Source organism: Actinacidiphila oryziradicis, assembly GCF_005047355.1.
Taxonomy (GTDB): domain Bacteria; phylum Actinomycetota; class Actinomycetes; order Streptomycetales; family Streptomycetaceae; genus Actinacidiphila; species Actinacidiphila oryziradicis.
Map to the genome: position 1 here is coordinate 1 of NZ_SUMC01000001.1, position 15,651 is coordinate 15,651.

The 15,651-nt window shown below is 69.5% G+C and carries 21 protein-coding genes; 15 read left to right on the forward strand and 6 right to left on the reverse strand.

Features of this window, described 5'->3' with window-relative positions; all coding sequences use genetic code 11:
• Positions 1 to 67 precede the first annotated feature (67 nt).
• The 5 genes from FCI23_RS00005 to FCI23_RS00025 form a co-directional block, all read right to left on the reverse strand.
• Entirely contained in the window at positions 68 to 253 is a 186-nt protein-coding gene (locus tag FCI23_RS00005; protein ID WP_136721311.1) for a hypothetical protein, read from the reverse strand.
• A gap of 14 nt (positions 254 to 267) precedes the next feature.
• Positions 268 to 525 carry a hypothetical protein gene (locus FCI23_RS00010; RefSeq protein ID WP_136721313.1) on the reverse strand — a complete coding sequence of 86 codons (258 nt, stop codon included), beginning with the start codon at positions 523 to 525 and terminating at the stop codon, positions 268 to 270.
• 550 nt (positions 526 to 1,075) lie between these two features.
• Positions 1,076 to 1,513, reverse strand: a complete 438-nt coding sequence (locus FCI23_RS00015) for a hypothetical protein (RefSeq protein WP_136721315.1) — start codon at positions 1,511 to 1,513, stop codon at positions 1,076 to 1,078.
• Positions 1,510 to 3,171, reverse strand: a complete 1,662-nt coding sequence (locus FCI23_RS00020) for a recombinase family protein (protein ID WP_169316637.1) — start codon at positions 3,169 to 3,171, stop codon at positions 1,510 to 1,512. The genes FCI23_RS00015 and FCI23_RS00020 overlap by 4 nt, the downstream gene beginning before the upstream one ends.
• Before the next feature lie 75 nt (positions 3,172 to 3,246).
• Entirely contained in the window at positions 3,247 to 5,724 is a 2,478-nt protein-coding gene (locus tag FCI23_RS00025) for a ComEC/Rec2 family competence protein (RefSeq protein WP_136721316.1), read from the reverse strand.
• A 158-nt stretch (positions 5,725 to 5,882) separates the two neighbouring features.
• Between FCI23_RS00025 and FCI23_RS00030 the strand changes: the two genes are divergently transcribed.
• From FCI23_RS00030 to FCI23_RS00085, 12 genes are all read left to right on the forward strand, one after another.
• Positions 5,883 to 6,347 (forward strand): hypothetical protein, encoded by a 465-nt coding sequence (locus tag FCI23_RS00030; RefSeq protein ID WP_246143179.1) that lies wholly within the window; start codon positions 5,883 to 5,885, stop codon positions 6,345 to 6,347.
• Complete coding sequence (locus FCI23_RS00035) at positions 6,347 to 6,610, forward strand: hypothetical protein (protein ID WP_136721318.1); 264 nt, start codon at positions 6,347 to 6,349, stop codon at positions 6,608 to 6,610. Before FCI23_RS00030 ends, FCI23_RS00035 begins: the two co-directional genes overlap by 1 nt.
• Positions 6,607 to 6,990, forward strand: coding sequence for a DUF6907 domain-containing protein (locus tag FCI23_RS00040; protein WP_136721320.1), 384 nt, complete (start codon positions 6,607 to 6,609; stop codon positions 6,988 to 6,990). Before FCI23_RS00035 ends, FCI23_RS00040 begins: the two co-directional genes overlap by 4 nt.
• Entirely contained in the window at positions 6,987 to 7,178 is a 192-nt protein-coding gene (locus tag FCI23_RS00045; protein WP_136721322.1) for a hypothetical protein, read from the forward strand. The genes FCI23_RS00040 and FCI23_RS00045 overlap by 4 nt, the downstream gene beginning before the upstream one ends.
• Before the next feature lie 57 nt (positions 7,179 to 7,235).
• On the forward strand, positions 7,236 to 7,427 hold the full coding sequence (locus tag FCI23_RS00050) for a hypothetical protein (protein ID WP_136721323.1): 192 nt from the start codon (positions 7,236 to 7,238) through the stop codon (positions 7,425 to 7,427).
• A complete protein-coding gene (locus FCI23_RS00055; RefSeq protein WP_136721326.1) occupies positions 7,424 to 8,827 on the forward strand; it encodes a hypothetical protein in 1,404 nt (467 codons plus the stop codon). The genes FCI23_RS00050 and FCI23_RS00055 overlap by 4 nt, the downstream gene beginning before the upstream one ends.
• Positions 8,824 to 9,288: a hypothetical protein gene (locus FCI23_RS00060; protein ID WP_136721328.1), complete on the forward strand. Its 465-nt coding sequence runs from the start codon at positions 8,824 to 8,826 to the stop codon at positions 9,286 to 9,288. Before FCI23_RS00055 ends, FCI23_RS00060 begins: the two co-directional genes overlap by 4 nt.
• An 84-nt stretch (positions 9,289 to 9,372) precedes the next feature.
• Positions 9,373 to 9,582 (forward strand): hypothetical protein, encoded by a 210-nt coding sequence (locus FCI23_RS00065; protein ID WP_136721330.1) that lies wholly within the window; start codon positions 9,373 to 9,375, stop codon positions 9,580 to 9,582.
• A complete protein-coding gene (locus FCI23_RS00070) occupies positions 9,582 to 9,761 on the forward strand; it encodes a DUF6257 family protein (RefSeq protein ID WP_136721331.1) in 180 nt (59 codons plus the stop codon). The genes FCI23_RS00065 and FCI23_RS00070 overlap by 1 nt, the downstream gene beginning before the upstream one ends.
• A gap of 86 nt (positions 9,762 to 9,847) precedes the next feature.
• Positions 9,848 to 11,986: an FtsK/SpoIIIE domain-containing protein gene (locus tag FCI23_RS00075; RefSeq protein ID WP_136721333.1), complete on the forward strand. Its 2,139-nt coding sequence runs from the start codon at positions 9,848 to 9,850 to the stop codon at positions 11,984 to 11,986.
• Positions 11,987 to 12,208: 222 nt separating this feature from the next.
• A complete protein-coding gene (locus tag FCI23_RS00080; protein ID WP_136721335.1) occupies positions 12,209 to 12,541 on the forward strand; it encodes an RRQRL motif-containing zinc-binding protein in 333 nt (110 codons plus the stop codon).
• 512 nt (positions 12,542 to 13,053) lie between these two features.
• The gene (locus FCI23_RS00085) at positions 13,054 to 13,893 is read left to right on the forward strand and encodes a hypothetical protein (protein ID WP_136721336.1); all 840 of its coding nucleotides are present in this window, start codon (positions 13,054 to 13,056) and stop codon (positions 13,891 to 13,893) included.
• Between the two features lie 148 nt (positions 13,894 to 14,041).
• Here FCI23_RS00085 and FCI23_RS00090 read toward each other — a convergent pair whose 3' ends face one another.
• Positions 14,042 to 14,278 carry a GntR family transcriptional regulator gene (locus tag FCI23_RS00090; protein ID WP_246143180.1) on the reverse strand — a complete coding sequence of 79 codons (237 nt, stop codon included), beginning with the start codon at positions 14,276 to 14,278 and terminating at the stop codon, positions 14,042 to 14,044.
• Positions 14,279 to 14,453: 175 nt separating this feature from the next.
• Here FCI23_RS00090 and FCI23_RS00095 point away from each other — a divergent pair, with 175 nt between their 5' ends.
• From FCI23_RS00095 to FCI23_RS00105, 3 genes are read left to right on the forward strand one after another with little or no spacing between them, the layout of a single operon-like run.
• Entirely contained in the window at positions 14,454 to 14,693 is a 240-nt protein-coding gene (locus tag FCI23_RS00095) for a hypothetical protein (protein WP_136721340.1), read from the forward strand.
• On the forward strand, positions 14,690 to 14,872 hold the full coding sequence (locus FCI23_RS00100; protein ID WP_136721342.1) for a hypothetical protein: 183 nt from the start codon (positions 14,690 to 14,692) through the stop codon (positions 14,870 to 14,872). The genes FCI23_RS00095 and FCI23_RS00100 overlap by 4 nt, the downstream gene beginning before the upstream one ends.
• A complete protein-coding gene (locus tag FCI23_RS00105) occupies positions 14,869 to 15,075 on the forward strand; it encodes a hypothetical protein (RefSeq protein WP_136721344.1) in 207 nt (68 codons plus the stop codon). The genes FCI23_RS00100 and FCI23_RS00105 overlap by 4 nt, the downstream gene beginning before the upstream one ends.
• Positions 15,076 to 15,651 lie beyond the last annotated feature (576 nt).

Here is a 15,651-nt window from a genome sequence, read left to right on the forward strand (position 1 = left end):
CGCAATATGGACTCGCGTTCCTGCACGCACAGCGGGTTCCCTTGACTCAACTGCCGCAACCTCCGGTTCAGCGCAAAGTGATCATGATCTCACGATGCACTGACCAGTTGAGAGCGCCGAGTCCTGTGACGTAGCGGAGCTTGTCCGCGCAATGGTCGGCCACGAATTCGGCGAACTTGGCATGCCGCACGTCCATGCTGACGTTTAGGCTCTTGGCTGTCTGCGCCCAGTAGGCGTCATCGAAAGTTTTCATTTTCGGATCCCCGGTTAGATGAAGTCGTTAGCAGCGTCAGCGCTCTTGGCTGCAAAGTTCTTTTTGCGCGCTGTCGTGGCCGGGAGTTCATCACCGTTGCCGGCGTACAGGTCTCGCCGGAAGTTCGTGGCATCCGCTGTAGCTGCGGCAAGCGCGAGCGTCGCGTGTACCTGTGCCAGCATTGCCGTTTCGATGGCGTCGGCGTACGCGCGTCCGCTCGAAACCTTTTCGGCTAGTTCTTCGGCGCGTTGGTAGTGCTCATGGCCGTTCATGGGGAAGTCCTTTGTGTGTGGCGGCGAAGTTTGGGAAACGCAAAAAGACCGCACCTAGGGAAACCGCCAAACCGGGCCGCCACAGCCTGTTTGGGGGATCTACCTAGGTACGGCCTTCTCGGTACGCGAATATCAGCCGTTCGCGCGGCGGACATCTTGCGGGAGGGCTCATCGCGTGGCGGCGCCCTCAGTTACTTTGTGACGAGCCAGCGGCCTGCCGCTTGCCCCTCTACTTATGGTTTCGCGAGTGAGCGGCCTGCAATTGGGAGCGCAATACGGGCACAATAGGGCAATAGCATCGCTGGCAGCGGGAAAGCGAAAAGAATTGCCTTATAGGCTTTACTGTCCCTTTGCTATGTGTCCAGTATGTGAGACGGATAGCGCGTACATGCCATGTGACACTGCGGAATCCACGTACGCCTCTGTGCGGGCCTGGCAGCGCCCAGACGTCCGGATGTACCGACTACGGGCCTACGGACGCCCAGTGGGCAGCCAGCGGGCATGCAAAGGGCCCCGGCGGGGATTCCCACCGGGGCCGCTTGTGTCTCGCCTACTCCGCTATGACCGCCGGGAAGCCCGCGTATGCCATCTGTAGCGCTTCCACGCGCCGTATCCGCGCCCGGAGTTCATGGCTGTCCTCGCCGGCGCTTACGCGTGCCCACAGAGCGTCAGACTTGTGCAGCCAGACGAGCTGTTCTTGACGGCCGTACATCTCCGATACCGACTCCCCCGCGCACTCTGCGTCCCACTCCGCCATGTGGTCATCGAACCGCTGATCTCCTAGGCCCACGAATCGCTCTCGTGCTTCCGCGCGGTGTTGCTCGGAGATTTCCGGTATCGGGTCCGTGGCTTCCCGCGCCGGCATTGCGCTCAACTCGCCCGCGCGCAATGCGATTCGCTGTTCTGCCAGCGCGGCGAATCGCTGCCACTCCTCCTCCTGTGCCGCACGCCATTCCTCTCGCGCTTGCTCCGCACGCTGAGCGCTCATGATGTCGCCCCCTCACGGATGTTCAGCCGAGCCCCGATAACACGTACGTCAGGCCTGTCAGTCAGCGACTCAGACAGCGCGAGCAACTCAGCTATCACGTCGTCCAGTTCGCCCCGCATGGTGAATCGTACGCGCGATTCGTCCAGCGTGCGCCATCCTCCGCGCGTTCCGCGCTTTACCGATAGGTGCGCGCCTGTGTTCACGAGCATTGCGCGTTTTCCCGCTGGGTCGGCATCACGCCACTTGTCAGCGACCTTACGGCCGGTCTTAATGATTTCTCGGCTTGGCTCGACCTTCGGCCGTGTCTCAAGTTCAGCTAGCCGAGCGTCCAGCGCATCCGCACGGCGCTGCCATGCCTGCTTTCCGGCGCTGGACTTCTGTTGCCCTTGCTGTTCCTGGTGCGCCTCATACTCCGCCAACGTGGCTTCAATTTCCGGCGCGGGATCGTATCCGGGTATCTCGCGCGTTTCTGTGTACTCCACTTGGCCGGCGAGCCGCAGAAATTCGCGCTCCGCGTACTCGTCTGCCCAATCCCGCTTGAGAGTCGCCCGACTGTCGCACGGCTTCCCCCGCGTGTACGAGCCGCATTTGTAGGTCTCCGTCGTTGTGGTCGATTTGCTTGACGGCCGGTGCAGGTACATCCGTCCACCGCATCCCGCACACTCGATGACCCGCAGGAGTAGCGCCACGGTGTCCGCGCGGTCCGTGTGCTTGTTGTCAACCGACCGGGCAGCGAACAGCGCGCCGATAGCGTCGAATTCCTCACGCGTCACGATCGGTTCGGCGGTTGCCATGACCGGACGTCCCTCGCTGTCCCGTACGGGCTTATCGCCGTGCGTCTTCCAGCCGAGCATGCGTTCCGACGTAAGGACGCTCTTAACGGTCCCGTGTCGCCACGCGAAACGCTCGCGGGTGACTGTCTCGCCTGCCTTGCCGCCGGTCTTCCCGCCGGTCTCACGGCCTTTCTTGAGAGACCAGTAATCCCGGGGCGAGGGGATGTCGTCTGTGTTGAGGCCCGTTGCGATTGCGGCGGCTGTCTTGCCGTCGATGAGTTCCTTCATGATGCGCTCAATCACGGGGACGGTTTCAGGGTCTTGCACAAGCGTCCATCCGCCACCTTCCAGCGGGGCGGGCATGTAGCCGTACGGCGGACGCGAGCCACGCCAGCGGAGAGACATCGTGCGCATGGCTGCCTGTGCGCTGATGACGCGTTCACGGATCGATTGGGCTTCCATTTGGGCGGCGAACGCAAACAGTGTGACCATGAGTTGCGCCATGGGGTCGAGCGGGTTGCGGAAGTCCAGCACAAGCCTTCCGCCCGGGCCTTCCGCGAACACGATCATTTTGCGGTTATCGCGCGCCCAAGTGCTCAGTTTCTGCATGTCGTCCATCGAGCGAACGGCACGATCGAAACGCCAGAAGCACAGCGCGTCAAAATCATCCGGCCGACGTAGCCAGGCGCCCAATTCCGGCCGCTCGAATGGCGTTGTCTTGCTCGCTGACACGCCCAGGTCTACGGCTTCCCTGTCGGCAAGGTCGATACCGAGTGCTGCGGCGGCTCCGCCGTTGGCTTCCCGCTGCCGGTCGGGTGACGTGGTCTCGTCGGTTAGGACGCTGAGACGGAGCGCTGACACGCCCCTGAGCTGTGTGGTGGCCATACCCTTTATATGGTGAGTGAGCGGCCTACCCGTGCTGACCTGCGGTTTTGGTGCCATCGTGGCACGCTCCTAGAACTACAAGTTGGGAGCGTACGGGTTGTCGGCTCCGCAGGAAATGACGGCGAGGCGGGGGCGGAGGCGGGCGAGAAGCGCCGGGTCCTGGTAGGCGGAGCCATGATGGGCGACTTTCAAAACGTCGATACGGACGAGGCCGGGGGTGGTGGCGAGGAGGCGCTGCTGGGCGGCGGGTTCGAGGTCGCCGAGGAGGAGCAGGGTGAGGCCGGCGGTGCGGACCAGGAGGGTGACGGAGGCATCGTTGGGCCCGTCGTCGGGAAGGACGCCGGGGGCGGCTGGGGGCCAGAGGACCTGCCAGTCCAGGGGGCCGAGACGGCGGCGCTCCCCGGCGGCCGCCCGGAGGAGGGGGATGTGGGCGGCGGCTGCCAGGCGGCGGACGAATGCGACCTGACCGGGCGGTTCGTCGAGGGTCGTGGTCTCGATGGCCCCGACTGCGCGGCCCCGCAGAACGCCGGGGAGGCCGTCAACGTGATCGGCGTGAAAATGCGTCAGAAGTAGCAGCGGGATGGTTCTTACGCCGAGGGTGCGCAGGCAGCGGTCGGCGAGGGCGGGTTCGGGGCCGGTGTCGATGACCACGGCGGTGCCGTCGCCTGCGGAGAGCACCAGGGCGTCGCCCTGGCCCACGTCGCAGACGACCAGTCGCCAGCCGGGTGGCGGCCAGCCGGTGATGGCTCTCGGGATGGGGACGGGACGGAGCACCGCCAGGAGCAGGATGAGCACGGCGGCCGTGCACAGCCAGGGGTGGCGCAGGAGGCGGCGCGCGAAGGCGACGACCAGCACTGTCACCGTCGCCAGGGCGAGGGCGCCGGGCCAGCTGCCCGGCCAGTCGACCGAGGCGCCGGGGAGGGCGGCACCCCGCCGGGCCACGATGACGATCCAGCCGGTGGGCCAGCCCGCCAGCCAGGCCAGGGCTTTGGCGACGGGTATGGCGAGCGGGGCGGCCGCCAGCGCGGCGAAGCCGAGCACTGTGGCGGGGGCGACGGCGAGTTCGGCGAGGAGGTTGCAGGGGATGGCGACCAGGCTGACATGCGCGGCGAGCACGGCCACGACCGGCGCGCAGACCGCTTGGGCGGCAGCGGCGGCGGCGAGGACTTCCGCGAGGCGGGGCGGGACCCGACGACGCTGGAGGGCGGCACTCCAACGCGGCGCGATGGTGAGGAGGGCGGCGGTGGCGAGGACGGAGAGCAGGAAGCCGTAGGAGCGGGCCAGCCAGGGGTCGTAGAGGAGGAGCAGGAGTACGGCCGTGGCGAGAGCGGGGATGAGGGTGCGGCGGCGGCCGGTGCCGATGGCGAGGAGGGTGATGAGGCCGCACGCGGCGGCCCGCAGCACGCTCGGGTCGGGGCGGCAGACGACGACGAAGCCGATGGTGAGCACCCCGCCGAGGACTGCGGTGACACGGAGCGGGATGCCGATGCGCGGTGCGAGGCCACGGCGTTCGGCACGGATGGCGATCCCCGGCGGGCCGATGAGCAGCATCAACAAAATAGCCAGATTTGAGCCGCTTACAGCCGTGAGGTGTGTGAGGTCGGTTGTCTGGAATGCCTCCTGGAGCTCTGGGGTGATGCGGGACGTGTCGCCGGTGACCAGGCCCGGGAGCAGTGCGCGGGCGTCGGGCGGCAGATGATCGGTGGCGGTGCGGAGCCCCGCGCGGAGGCGGCCGGCTTCGCGCTGGGTCGAGGTGGGCGCGCCGGTGATCCTGGGCGCCCCGTGGACGGAGAGTACGGCTGCGATACGGTCACCGGGGCGCGTGGATGGTGCCAGCCGGGCCTGCACGGCGATCCGGGTCGTCGGTAGCAACCGCAGCCAGGCGGCGACCGGTTGACCGGCGATGACGAGGACGGGGGTACGGACGGCTGTCGTCCTGCCCTCGGCCGTGACCCGCACCGCGTCCGCTTGCACAACGACCGCCGCCGGCGCCCGGGCCGCGCCCCGGACTTGGGGGCGGAGGGTGCGTGGGTCGCCGGTGAGGAGCAGCTCGACGCGCGCATGCCCATGTTGGGCGGCGAGCCGGGGGACGGGGCCGCGATGCAGATCGGCTGTGTGCAGGGCCGCCGCGGCGGTGGCGGTGGCGGCACAGAGCAGGGTCATGGCGGCGGGTAAGCCCAGGGCTTGTCCGGCGGCTGCGGTCCGTATGCCTGCGACGCGGCCTGGTGCCGACTGTGCCGCTCGCTCGGACCGCGTTCCTGTGGTCGGAACGCACCAGGCGGCGGGCCTGGAGCCAGGGGCGTCCAGGCGGCGCGGCATGAGCAGAAGCAACGCCACGAGGACGGCGGCACCGGCGCAGACGGCTGCCGCCTTGCCGGGTGCCCCAAGGGTCAGCGCCGCTGCGATCCACGCGGCGATGGCGGGCGGCACGAGCCGGTAGTCGGGTGGCCCGTCCTGGTGGGGGTCGGAGGCACCGAGCCGTGAGGCGGCTGCCGCGTGCACCGCGAGGCGGGCCGGACCTCCTTGGTCTGGCGTCTGCGTCGTGGCCGTCATGGCCGGACCAGTGGCTTGAGGTCGGCGAAGCGGCGGTCGCCCAAGGGGCAGTTAAGCCCCAAAGGTGATCAGCGACAACGCAAGCGGCCCCAGGTCGGCGCTACCAACGCCGGTCCCAGGGCCTGACCGGAACACCTGACGAAACCAGGAGTCCAGCTGTGCTTCAGCTTCTCATGCGTCACCGGGGTGCACGCCAGACCGCCCCGCGCCGCGTCTTCTCCATCCTTACCGCTGCGGTCCGCTCGGTCGTCTCCCCGGCCGCCCTGGTCCGCGAGCAGGCGCCCACCACCGCCCCGGACCCGACGGACGTGTACGCCGCCGACGACATGCCGGCTGTCGAGACCATCGCCGCCGCTGCGGCTGAGTTCGAGCGGTCCGCTGACCAGGCCCGCCGTGCGGACCGCGGCAAGCGCGCCGCGAAGAAGGTCCTCGACAAGCTGCCGTCCGGCACCTACAACGGCTGGAAAGTCTTCCGTACCCCGTCGTCGCGGAGCACCCCGGATCTGGCGGAGATCACCCGCATCTTCAAGGCGAATGGCCTCGGCAAGGTCCCGATGCGCCCCTGCAGCCCGTCCCTCAATGTCGAGCGCGTCGAGGCCCTGGTGCTGGCGGAGGTGGCGTGATGAGCGACCTCACCCCCGACGTGATCGCCCTGCTCGCCGCCGTCGTCGAGGCCCTGGGCATTCCGATGGCCGACACCACCGAAGACCACCACGCCCGCGCCGAAATCCTCGACGCCCGCGCCAGCGACGCCCGGATCATCCTCGCCGCCGCCATCAGGGGCGACCACGTCGCGGTCGAGCAGCTGCGCGGCTGGACCGCCGACCGGCCCGTCACCTACGCCGTCTGGGTACCCGAGCAGTCCGAGGGCGGTGAGCCCCGATGACCGCCCGCCGCATCGTCCACATCGACACCCTCGACGCGGATCTCGTCAGCGTCCGCTGCCCCGACTGGTGCAACGGCGAGTTCCACCAGGTCGGCGGCTACCGGACCGACATCACGCACACCTCCGACGACACCGAGCTCACCGTCGACACCGACCGCGGCCCCGTGCTGCTGCTCGGCCTGTCCCTGGAATCCCGCCCGTTCACCGAACGGCCGCCCGGCACCGGGGTGTTCGTCAACGTCGAGATCGGCGGCGACAACTATCCGCACGACGTCGCCGGCCTCGAGCGCCTCGCCGACCAGATCGCCGCCCTCCCCGACCGGATCCGCGAGCAGGCCCGCCAGCTCGCCGCCCTGCAGGCCGAGGAGGGCGAGCTGTGAGCCGCTTCCCGATCCCCCGCCCGACCGAGGACGCCGCTGTCACGTCGGCGGCCCGCACCACCGCGCCGCTGCCGCCCGTCGACGTGCTGTTCGACCGCCTCGTCACCGCCTACGCGCTTCGTGACCGGCGGGGCCTGCAGCGCTTCGGCCTCGCCATCGTCCGCAGCTCCGGCGGCCCGCTCCGCTAACCGTCCCGTGCCCCGCCCGCACGCCGGGCGGGGCCCCTATCCCGTGAAGGGAATCTGATGAAGCGCTGGTTCCTGCTCGGCGCCCTCGCCGCCGTGCTCGTCACGCATCCCGCCATCGCCGCCGCGCTGCTCGCCGTGGTCGGCACTCTCGCCGTCACCGCCGCCGCGCAGCCCGTCGTCCTCGGCTTCGTCGCCGGCCTGATCCTCCGCCCGCGCATCGACCGCCGTCTCCCCCGGAGCCTCCGATGAACCTCGCCGTACTCGCCGACTGGGCGCGTACTCACCCGTACCCGACCGCTGTACTCGGTGTACTCGCCGGTGTACTCGCCTACGCCGCACGCCGGGTACGCCGCTCCCTCGGACACGTCCCCGGGGCGGTCGTCATGGCCGCGATCGGCGCCATGGTGTCGACGGCGTACTCGGCTGACACCAGCTGGAATTTCGCCCGCGACCACCTCCACATGACCAGTGCCTCCGAGCGTGGCGTGATGTTCGCCGCTGCCGAAATCGGCCTCTTCAGCATGGCGCTCATGGCCCGCCAGAATCTCCGTACTCAGGGTGCGCCGGGTACGCCGGGCGTACTCGTCTGGGTCGTCACCGGCATCATGGTGATCCCCGCGTACTCCGAGTCCGGGTTCATCGCGGGCACCGTGCGGGCGTTCGTCGGCCCCATCATGGCCGCGCTGCTCTGGCACCTCGCGATGGGCATCGAGCTGCGGCACGCCACTGGCGACGACTCGCAGTCGCTGCCCGCTGTCCTGGCCCGTGAGCTGCGCGAACGCCTCCTGTCGCGGTTCGGTCTGGCGGTGCGCGGCCGGGACGCTGCGCAGATCACCCGGGACCGCTGGACCGGCATCGCCACCCGTCGCGCCGCGCACCTCGCCGACCTCGAAGCAGCAGGCGCCCGTACCCGCCGGGTACGCCGTGCCCGCCGCCGCCTGGCCGCCGCCGTCGACCGCACCGACGCGGGTGTACTCGTCGAGCAGCGGGCCGTACTCCTCGAGCGCATCGCCGCCTACCGGCACGCCTCCGGGCTGGCGTCGGTGGAGCTGCCGTCGCCGTGGCAGATGCCAGTCGCGGTGGTCGACGTTGAGCGCGTGCCCGCCCCCGAGGTACAGGCCGTCGAGGTGTACCCGCAGCTTCTGGCGGCCGTACCCGAGGCGTACCCGGCCGTGACCGAGGGTGAGAAAACTCCGGCAGATCTGCCACCGTTTCCGGGCGCAGTACTCGCTGCCGAGTCGCCGCGCACCCGGGTCGAGGTACGCGCCGAGTACACCCCCGAGTACGCGCCCGAGCCCGAAGAGGACGACAGTCCCCCGCCCCCGGGCGAAGACACCTACACCGCCACCGCCCGCGCCGAGTATCACGACGGCCTCGCCGCCGGCCGGGCCCCGTCCATCCGCGCCCTCAAGAACCGGTTCGCCATCGGCCAGCCCCGCGCCGAACGGATCCGCAGCGAGCTGGAGAACACCGCGCCGCCCGGCTTCGTCCACCACATCGACATCGCCCGCGCCGCCCTCCGCTCCACCCCCGGGCTGACCGGCGGCGAGCTGGCCCTACTCCTCGGCGGCGAACAGCCCTACTACGGCGCCCCCTACGCCGACCGCGTTCTGGCCGCCGCCCGCAACGACCTGGAGCCGACCCGATGAGCACCCCGAAGCGCTACGACGTCCACACCCCGAAGCCGATCGTCCCGACCGCCGTTTACCCGGCCGCCGAGCCGATCGCCGTCCAGCAGTACGCCGCCCCGGTGGCCGTGCCCACCGTCCAGTCCGTGCTGCTCCCAGACGGGCGGGTCGTCACCGGGTACGCCATGGCGCAGCAGCAGCCGGCGGCCGTCGCCGAGCCCGCCCGGTCGGCGGTCAGCCCGGTCGCGGTGAACATCGCGTTGGGCGGTGTCGGGTTCGCCGCGGTGTGCGGTGGCCTGCTGTTGCTGACCTCGTTCATTGCCGCCCTGGCCGCACTCGTGGCGCAGCTGGTCATCCTCGCCGCGGTCATCTTCGGCGGCTTCATCGCCGTGCAGGTCCTCGGTACGAGCGGCAAGTCGAAGCCCGGCACGACGGTGAACATCCGCAAGGCCGTCTTCAAGCGCAACAACTTCCGAGGCTGACTGACGGCCCCCTGTCGTCCCCGGCACCCCGCCGGGGTCGGCAGAGGACCGGACAGCCCGGCCCACCAACCGAGAGGACCCGTCATGGGAATCTTCGCCCCGAAGTACCCGTCCGGTGCCGAGCCGCCGAAAAAGGTGAGCCGCCGCGAGGCCAAGCACCAGGCGTGGCGGACCAGCCTCGCCGTGAACCTGCAGAACACCTTCGACGAGCTGGAGACGGAGTCCCGGGAGCGCTCGGAGCAGTTCTGGAAGGACTACAACCGGGCCAACCCCGACAACCCGAGCAGCCGCTGATGGCCGCCGAACCGCAGCTCACCGCTGGCGAGGTAGCCCGGATCGCCCTGCTGGTCGGCCGTATGTGCAAACGCTCGATCGCCGGGCCTGACGTCCATCAGGCCGACCTCGAGCGCCGTATCGCCCGCATCAAGGAAGGCGCCCGGAAGCGGGCGGAACAGGCAGCCAAGAAGAAGTAACGCCCCGGGACGGCCGTCACTGGCCTAGGAACCGTCCGGCCGCCCCGGGTCACCCGCCACTCAGCAGAGAAGCAGGAGACCCCATCATGACCGACACGATCTCGGAGGCACCCCCCGTGGGCACCGTTCACAGCCTCGATGACCACCGCGCCGCCCCGGTACAGCTCATCAAGCAGCCGCTCGAGGACCTGGTCCTCCCCGCCGGCGTCGAGGCCGTCGACCGCCCCGACAACCCGCTCGCTGACTGGCTCAGCGTCCCCGATGCGCCGCTGCTCCCGGCGTGGGCCCGCTCCCGTGCCTCGGTCGTCGCCAACGCCCAGGCGCTCGCGCGGCTCACCTGGTGGCACGCCCGCTTCCACGCCTTCCGTGTCCCGAAGTACCTGGTGAAGACCGTGCTGCTCGCCGCTCGCGGGTTCTTCCGGGCCACCGTGGGACTGTGGCCGACTCTGTCCGCGCACGACCACAGCGCAGCCGTCCGGGCCCTTCGCGCGCAGGTCAAGGTGAAGCCCGAGGATGTCGAGCTGGCCGCGCGTCTGCAGGCCGCGCACGCCGCCCGTACCGAGACGCGCCGTTGGCGGTTCGGTGCCGCGGCCGTCGGTGTCGCCGCCGCCGCCCTCGGCTTCGCCCTGGCCGACCCGCTGCTGCAGACCACCATGGCCGCGGCCATCGTGACGCCGCTGTCCTACCTCGGGCGCGGCAAGGAGACCCACCTGCTCGACCAGGGCACGCCGCCGCTGCGGGTGGACATGTCCGCGCAGCAGCTCAACGAGGCGCTGCGCGCCGCCGGCCTCCTGAAAAGCGGCCGGGGGGAAGAGGAAGGGCCGAAGGTCTCTTGCACGATGGGCCCGGTCCGTGACGGGCGCGGCTGGGCAGTGATTTTCGACCTGCCGCGCGGTGGCGGCAAGACCGCCTCTGACGTGCTCGCCAAGCGGGAGGTCATCGCGCAGGAGCTCGGCGTGGATGAGATCCAGGTCATCATGTCCCGGGTGCGCGCGGCCAAGGGCGGCAACGCCGGCCGGGTGTCGATGTGGGTCGCCGATGACGACCCGTACCTCGGTACGCCGAACCCGAGCCCGCTGGAGAAGCTGGACAGCTTCAGCATCTGGGAGCCGATCCCGTTCGGGCAGGACGCCCGCGGCAACCGCATCTCCGTGCCCGTGATGTGGCAGTCCCTCTTCTTTGGCGGACTGCCGCGCCGCGGTAAGACGTTCACGCAGCGGCTGCTCACCGCCGCCGGCCTGCTCGACACCCACGTCCGCCACTACGTCGCCGACGGCAAGGGCGGCGCGGACTGGATGCCGATGAAGGCCGTTGCTCACCGGCTGGTCATGGGCGCCGAGGATGACGCGGTGGAGGCCCTGAAGGCGATGCTGCAGGAGCTGCTGGTGGAGATGGAGCGCCGGTTCGCGCTGCTCAGGGAGCTGCCGACGTCCGTCTGCCCGGAGGGGAAACTCACGCCCGCCATAGTCGCGAAGTACAACTTGCCCGTCATCTTCGTGACGATCGACGAACTGCAGGAGTACTTCACCGCCATGGAGCGCGATGACCGGGAAGAGGTCATCAACAACCTGTGCCGGATCGCCCGGCGCGGCCCGGCCGCCGGCTTCATCAGCAACTTCGCCAGCCAGCGCCCCGACGCGGACTCGGTACCGACCAAGCTGCGCGAGATCATCACCCTGCGGTACTCCACTCAGGTCGTCGACCGCGCGTCGTCCGACATGGTGTTGGGCAAGGGCAAGGCCGCCCAGGGTGCGGATGCGTCCGTGCTGTCCGAGGAGCACAAGGGTGTCGGTGTGCTGGTCACCGGGCCCGCGTCCTACGTGACCGTGCGCGCCGACTACCTCGACGGCCCCGGCTTCGCCGCGCTCTGCCAGAAGGGCCGCACCCTGCGGCACGCTGCCGGGCAGCTCACCGGCGACGCGGCCGGCGACGTCACCGCGGCCGCCGACGCTGCCGGCATCACCGTCCCGGCCGTCGTCTCCGACGTGCTGGAGGTCATGCGGCACTCGGTCCGGATGTTCACGACCGACCTGCTCGCCGGTCTCGTCAACCTCGACGAGGACACCTACGGCGACTGGAACGCCGAGCGGCTGGCCGGCGAGCTGGAGACGGCCGGCGTGAAGCGCACGAGCAAGCAGGTGAAGATCGGCGGTGCGAACGCCGCCGGGTACCAGCGCCGCGACATCGAGGGCGCCGTCCCCGCCGAGATCCTGCTCCGGGGGTAGAGGGGGGTCCCTCTACCAACCCCCACAAACCGGCCCCGCCCGGGGTGCCCTCAGCTGGTTTCTGCAGGGGCCCCGGGTAGCGGGGGCCCTCTACCCCGGTAATGGGGGTGGTAGAGGCCCCCGACCTGCGAGGTAGAGCCGGTAGAGGGGGGTGTACGCCCCCGTGCCAGCCCCACTCAGGGCCCTGATGGGCAGAGCCCAACTACTCCGACGGGAACCGAGATGCGTGCCTCCACTCTCCCGATCCACCGCTACCGCGCCGCCCCGGCCGGGCTGATGACCCGCCGCCAACTGCGGGCCGTCGGCCTTCGACCCGGAGGACATGACCCCGTCGGCGAGATCCGATGGCGCCGCGGCCGGCGGACCGCCTACCTGTACGACGTCGCCCTCGCTGCCCCGGTCCGTCCCATGACCCCCGGCCGGGCCCGCGCCCTAGCCGCCGCCATGCTCGCCCGCCGCACCTGCCCCGACTGCAGGCGCGACGCCGGATACGTCATCCCCACCAGCCTCGGCTGCTGCTGGCCCTGCAGCTCCGGCGAAGCGCTCGCCGCCTGACCCTGGCAAGCAGCCCCCGCGCCACACCGGCCGGGGGCTGCTGCATGTCCGGAGCAGCTTCTTATCCGGACTATCCGGACGGTCCAACGCGCGCGTGACGTGCGCGCGGCCGTGGCTGCGGGGCTTCCCACCGAGCAGCTACCAGCGGCGCCACCTGTCGCCATCAGCAGCCGCGAATGGCTTACACGGGTTGCCGGGCAAAAGTGAGTGATTGACGATCTAGAAGAGCGCTTCCGGCGTCGTGATCGTCTGCCGAATTCCACCTGTTCCGTTCCGTTGGCGTCAGGCTGGCCGGCTGCGGCTTACGCGCGCACTCAGCATCGAACGCGTAAGGAGGTACGCAGCGGCGCACGAGAGCGCTCGACTCCCCATCCGAAAACTACTGTAGGAGAGTCATGTTCCGAATTCGACGCGAGGGTGGAAGTACCGGCCGTATACGCAGCCACCCGCAAACTGGCACAGCCGCGAGACGGCGGACGGGCCGCAGGATAGCCCTCGCGGCGCTCAGCCTCTTGCTTCCCCTGGCGGCCCTGTCGACAGGATCGGCCGCAGCCAAGTCGGACAGCCCCCTCGGTCTGCCCGCGTACTCCTCGATCCCGCGGAACCTGCCCGCGAGCGTCCTCAGTTGGGGCTTCCAAGTGACCTCGACCAGTGAGGTGGGCGACGAGGTGGAACTGGCCCCCGGCCTCATCATCCGCCCCCGCGTCTTGGACTCGGTACGGGTGGTGATGTCCAGCTTGGCCTGCCAGAGCGGACGCTGGAATACCAGTAACTGCGTGTCGGCCCGCGGCTCATCCTTCACACACCCCCTGACCGTGAACGTCTACGCGGTGGACAACTCGACTAGCACGCCCAAGCCCGGCGCCCTGCTCGCCACCCGCACACAGACAACCAGAATCGCGTACCGGCCCTCGGCCGACTCCACCCGCTGCACCGGTGCCAACGCCGGCAGGTGGTACGACTCGCTCACAAGGACCTGCAACGCCAGCATCGCCCAGACCGTCACCTTCGACGTCCCCGGAATGGTGAAGCTGCCCCGGCAGATCATCTGGACCATCGCCTACAACACCACTACCGCTGGGTATCACCCGATCGGTGCCGCTCCCTGCGTCACCTCAGCCCCCGGCTGCCCCTACGACGCCCTCAACGTCGGGATCCAGACGTTTCCAGGGGCGCCGTTTGTCGGAACCGATGTCGACCCCAACGGTGCCTTTCTCAATTCGAGTGTCGGCTCCATGTACTGCGACGGCGGCATGGGAGGTACGGGCACGCTCCGGCTCGACACTGACAACACCGGTACCTGCTGGACCGGTAACACGCCGCTGGCCGAGATCAAGACCAGATTCCTCTGAGCGACCACCCCGGCTCGGCAGTAGGCCGCCTCTTTGCCTGAGCGGATCCGCGGCTCATCGCCTCAGCCCACCACGTTTTCGCTGACACGCACAATGAAGCCCCCCTGCCCGGATCGCTCGGGCGGGGGCTTCGTGCGTCCGGACCCCGTCAGGGCTCGAGGTCGGCGGGCGGCTTGGGTAGCGGCGCCACCGATGTGCCGATGCCCGGCTCCATGTACGCCAGCCCAGCGTCCCGCAACTCCTTGAGCACCCGCCGGGCCGTCATCTGAGCGACTCCAAACTGGGCGCACAGGTCGACGACGGACGGCAGCCGACTGCCGGGCGGGTACACCCCGTCCGCGATCCGCTCTTCCAGCACCTCGTACATCTGGCGCCACCTGGGCACGTCCGGCCTCCACTCCATAGTCCGACGCTAGGTGTGCCCTGATCACCTGGCGAGACGAGTGATCCTGTCGGGTCTATCGCACCTAGCTCGCCTATCGCACTACGCTGGCAATGAGAAACCCCCGCGACCGATGGGACGGCCCGGGGGGATGGACGACGCTTGGAGGAGCGACGACATGACCGATGCTACGCACCGCTGGCTCGACACCGGAAGTGGACCAGGCGCGGTGATTCCCACCCGCATAGTGACGGGCGAAGGCGCGTCACAGACCGCGTACCGCGCATGGCTCGACCACTGCGACGAATGCAGCACCTGCAGGAACGGCGCGGACCCGACCAGCGACGGTGAGCCCGTCCGCTGCCAGGATGGCACCAGGCTGTGGCAGGACTATCGCGATGCCCAGGTCACACCGTGAGCACCCCGGTGAGGGCCGCGCCCACGTGGGACGAGCGCATCGGCGCGAGGATCCAGCGGGCCTACGCGGACATCCTCAAGCACGGCGAGACGTGCCGGGCCTGCCCGAACCCGCGCGTCCACTGCGAGACCGCCGAGGCCCTGTGGCAGGCCCACCGCGAGGCGGTGAGCGCCCGGTGACCGCCATCTGCTACCAGTGCAGGGGCACCGCCGGCGAGCTCATCGCGGTCGGCATCATCGGCCAGGACAACAGCGGCGGGGGCACCCTCTACGCCTGTGCGGCCTGCCGGAAAGCCCGGCGCCTCATGCCGATGAAGGACTGGAAGCACATCGGCGACGGACGCCCGCAGTACTACTCGCGCACGGTTCCAGAGAGGAGGTGACGGTCATGTCCTGTGACATCCCTGGCTGCCGCAAGGGCGGCTGCTCGACGCCGAGCTCCGGCAACGGAGGTAACTAGACCGCCGCCCCCTGCCGCCGACGCGGAACCCCCGTGGGGGCGGTGAGAGCCCCGGCCGCTGAGCACTCGCGGTCGGGGCTCACCTACGTCCGGGCGCAGGTCCGCCAGACGGCCTACCGCGCCTTCCTTGAAGGTGCCGCAGACTCCGAGGCGTGCCAGGCTTGAAGCAGGCGCTGCTCGGGGAAATCCGATCGCCTCGGGCCGCGCTGCGGGTCCAACTGAATAGCTCCCACAAGCCGCCCGCCGAGCCCATCCCTCCTACTCCGGTTGCTCGGCGGGCCGCACGGCCCCGGCCGCTTGGTCGGCCAGATTTCCAGCGGCCGGGGCCCATGCCCGGGGAAGGGTTTCGCCCCAACCGAAACCCTTCTTCGGTGACCGCCGGAAAAGCCTGGTCAGACCGCCCTAAGCATGGTTAGGGCGGTCTTTGCGCGGTCGCACAAAAAGCCTGGTCAGCGGGCTGGACGTGAAAGCGCCCCGCCCGGTGAGGGGCGAGGCGCCG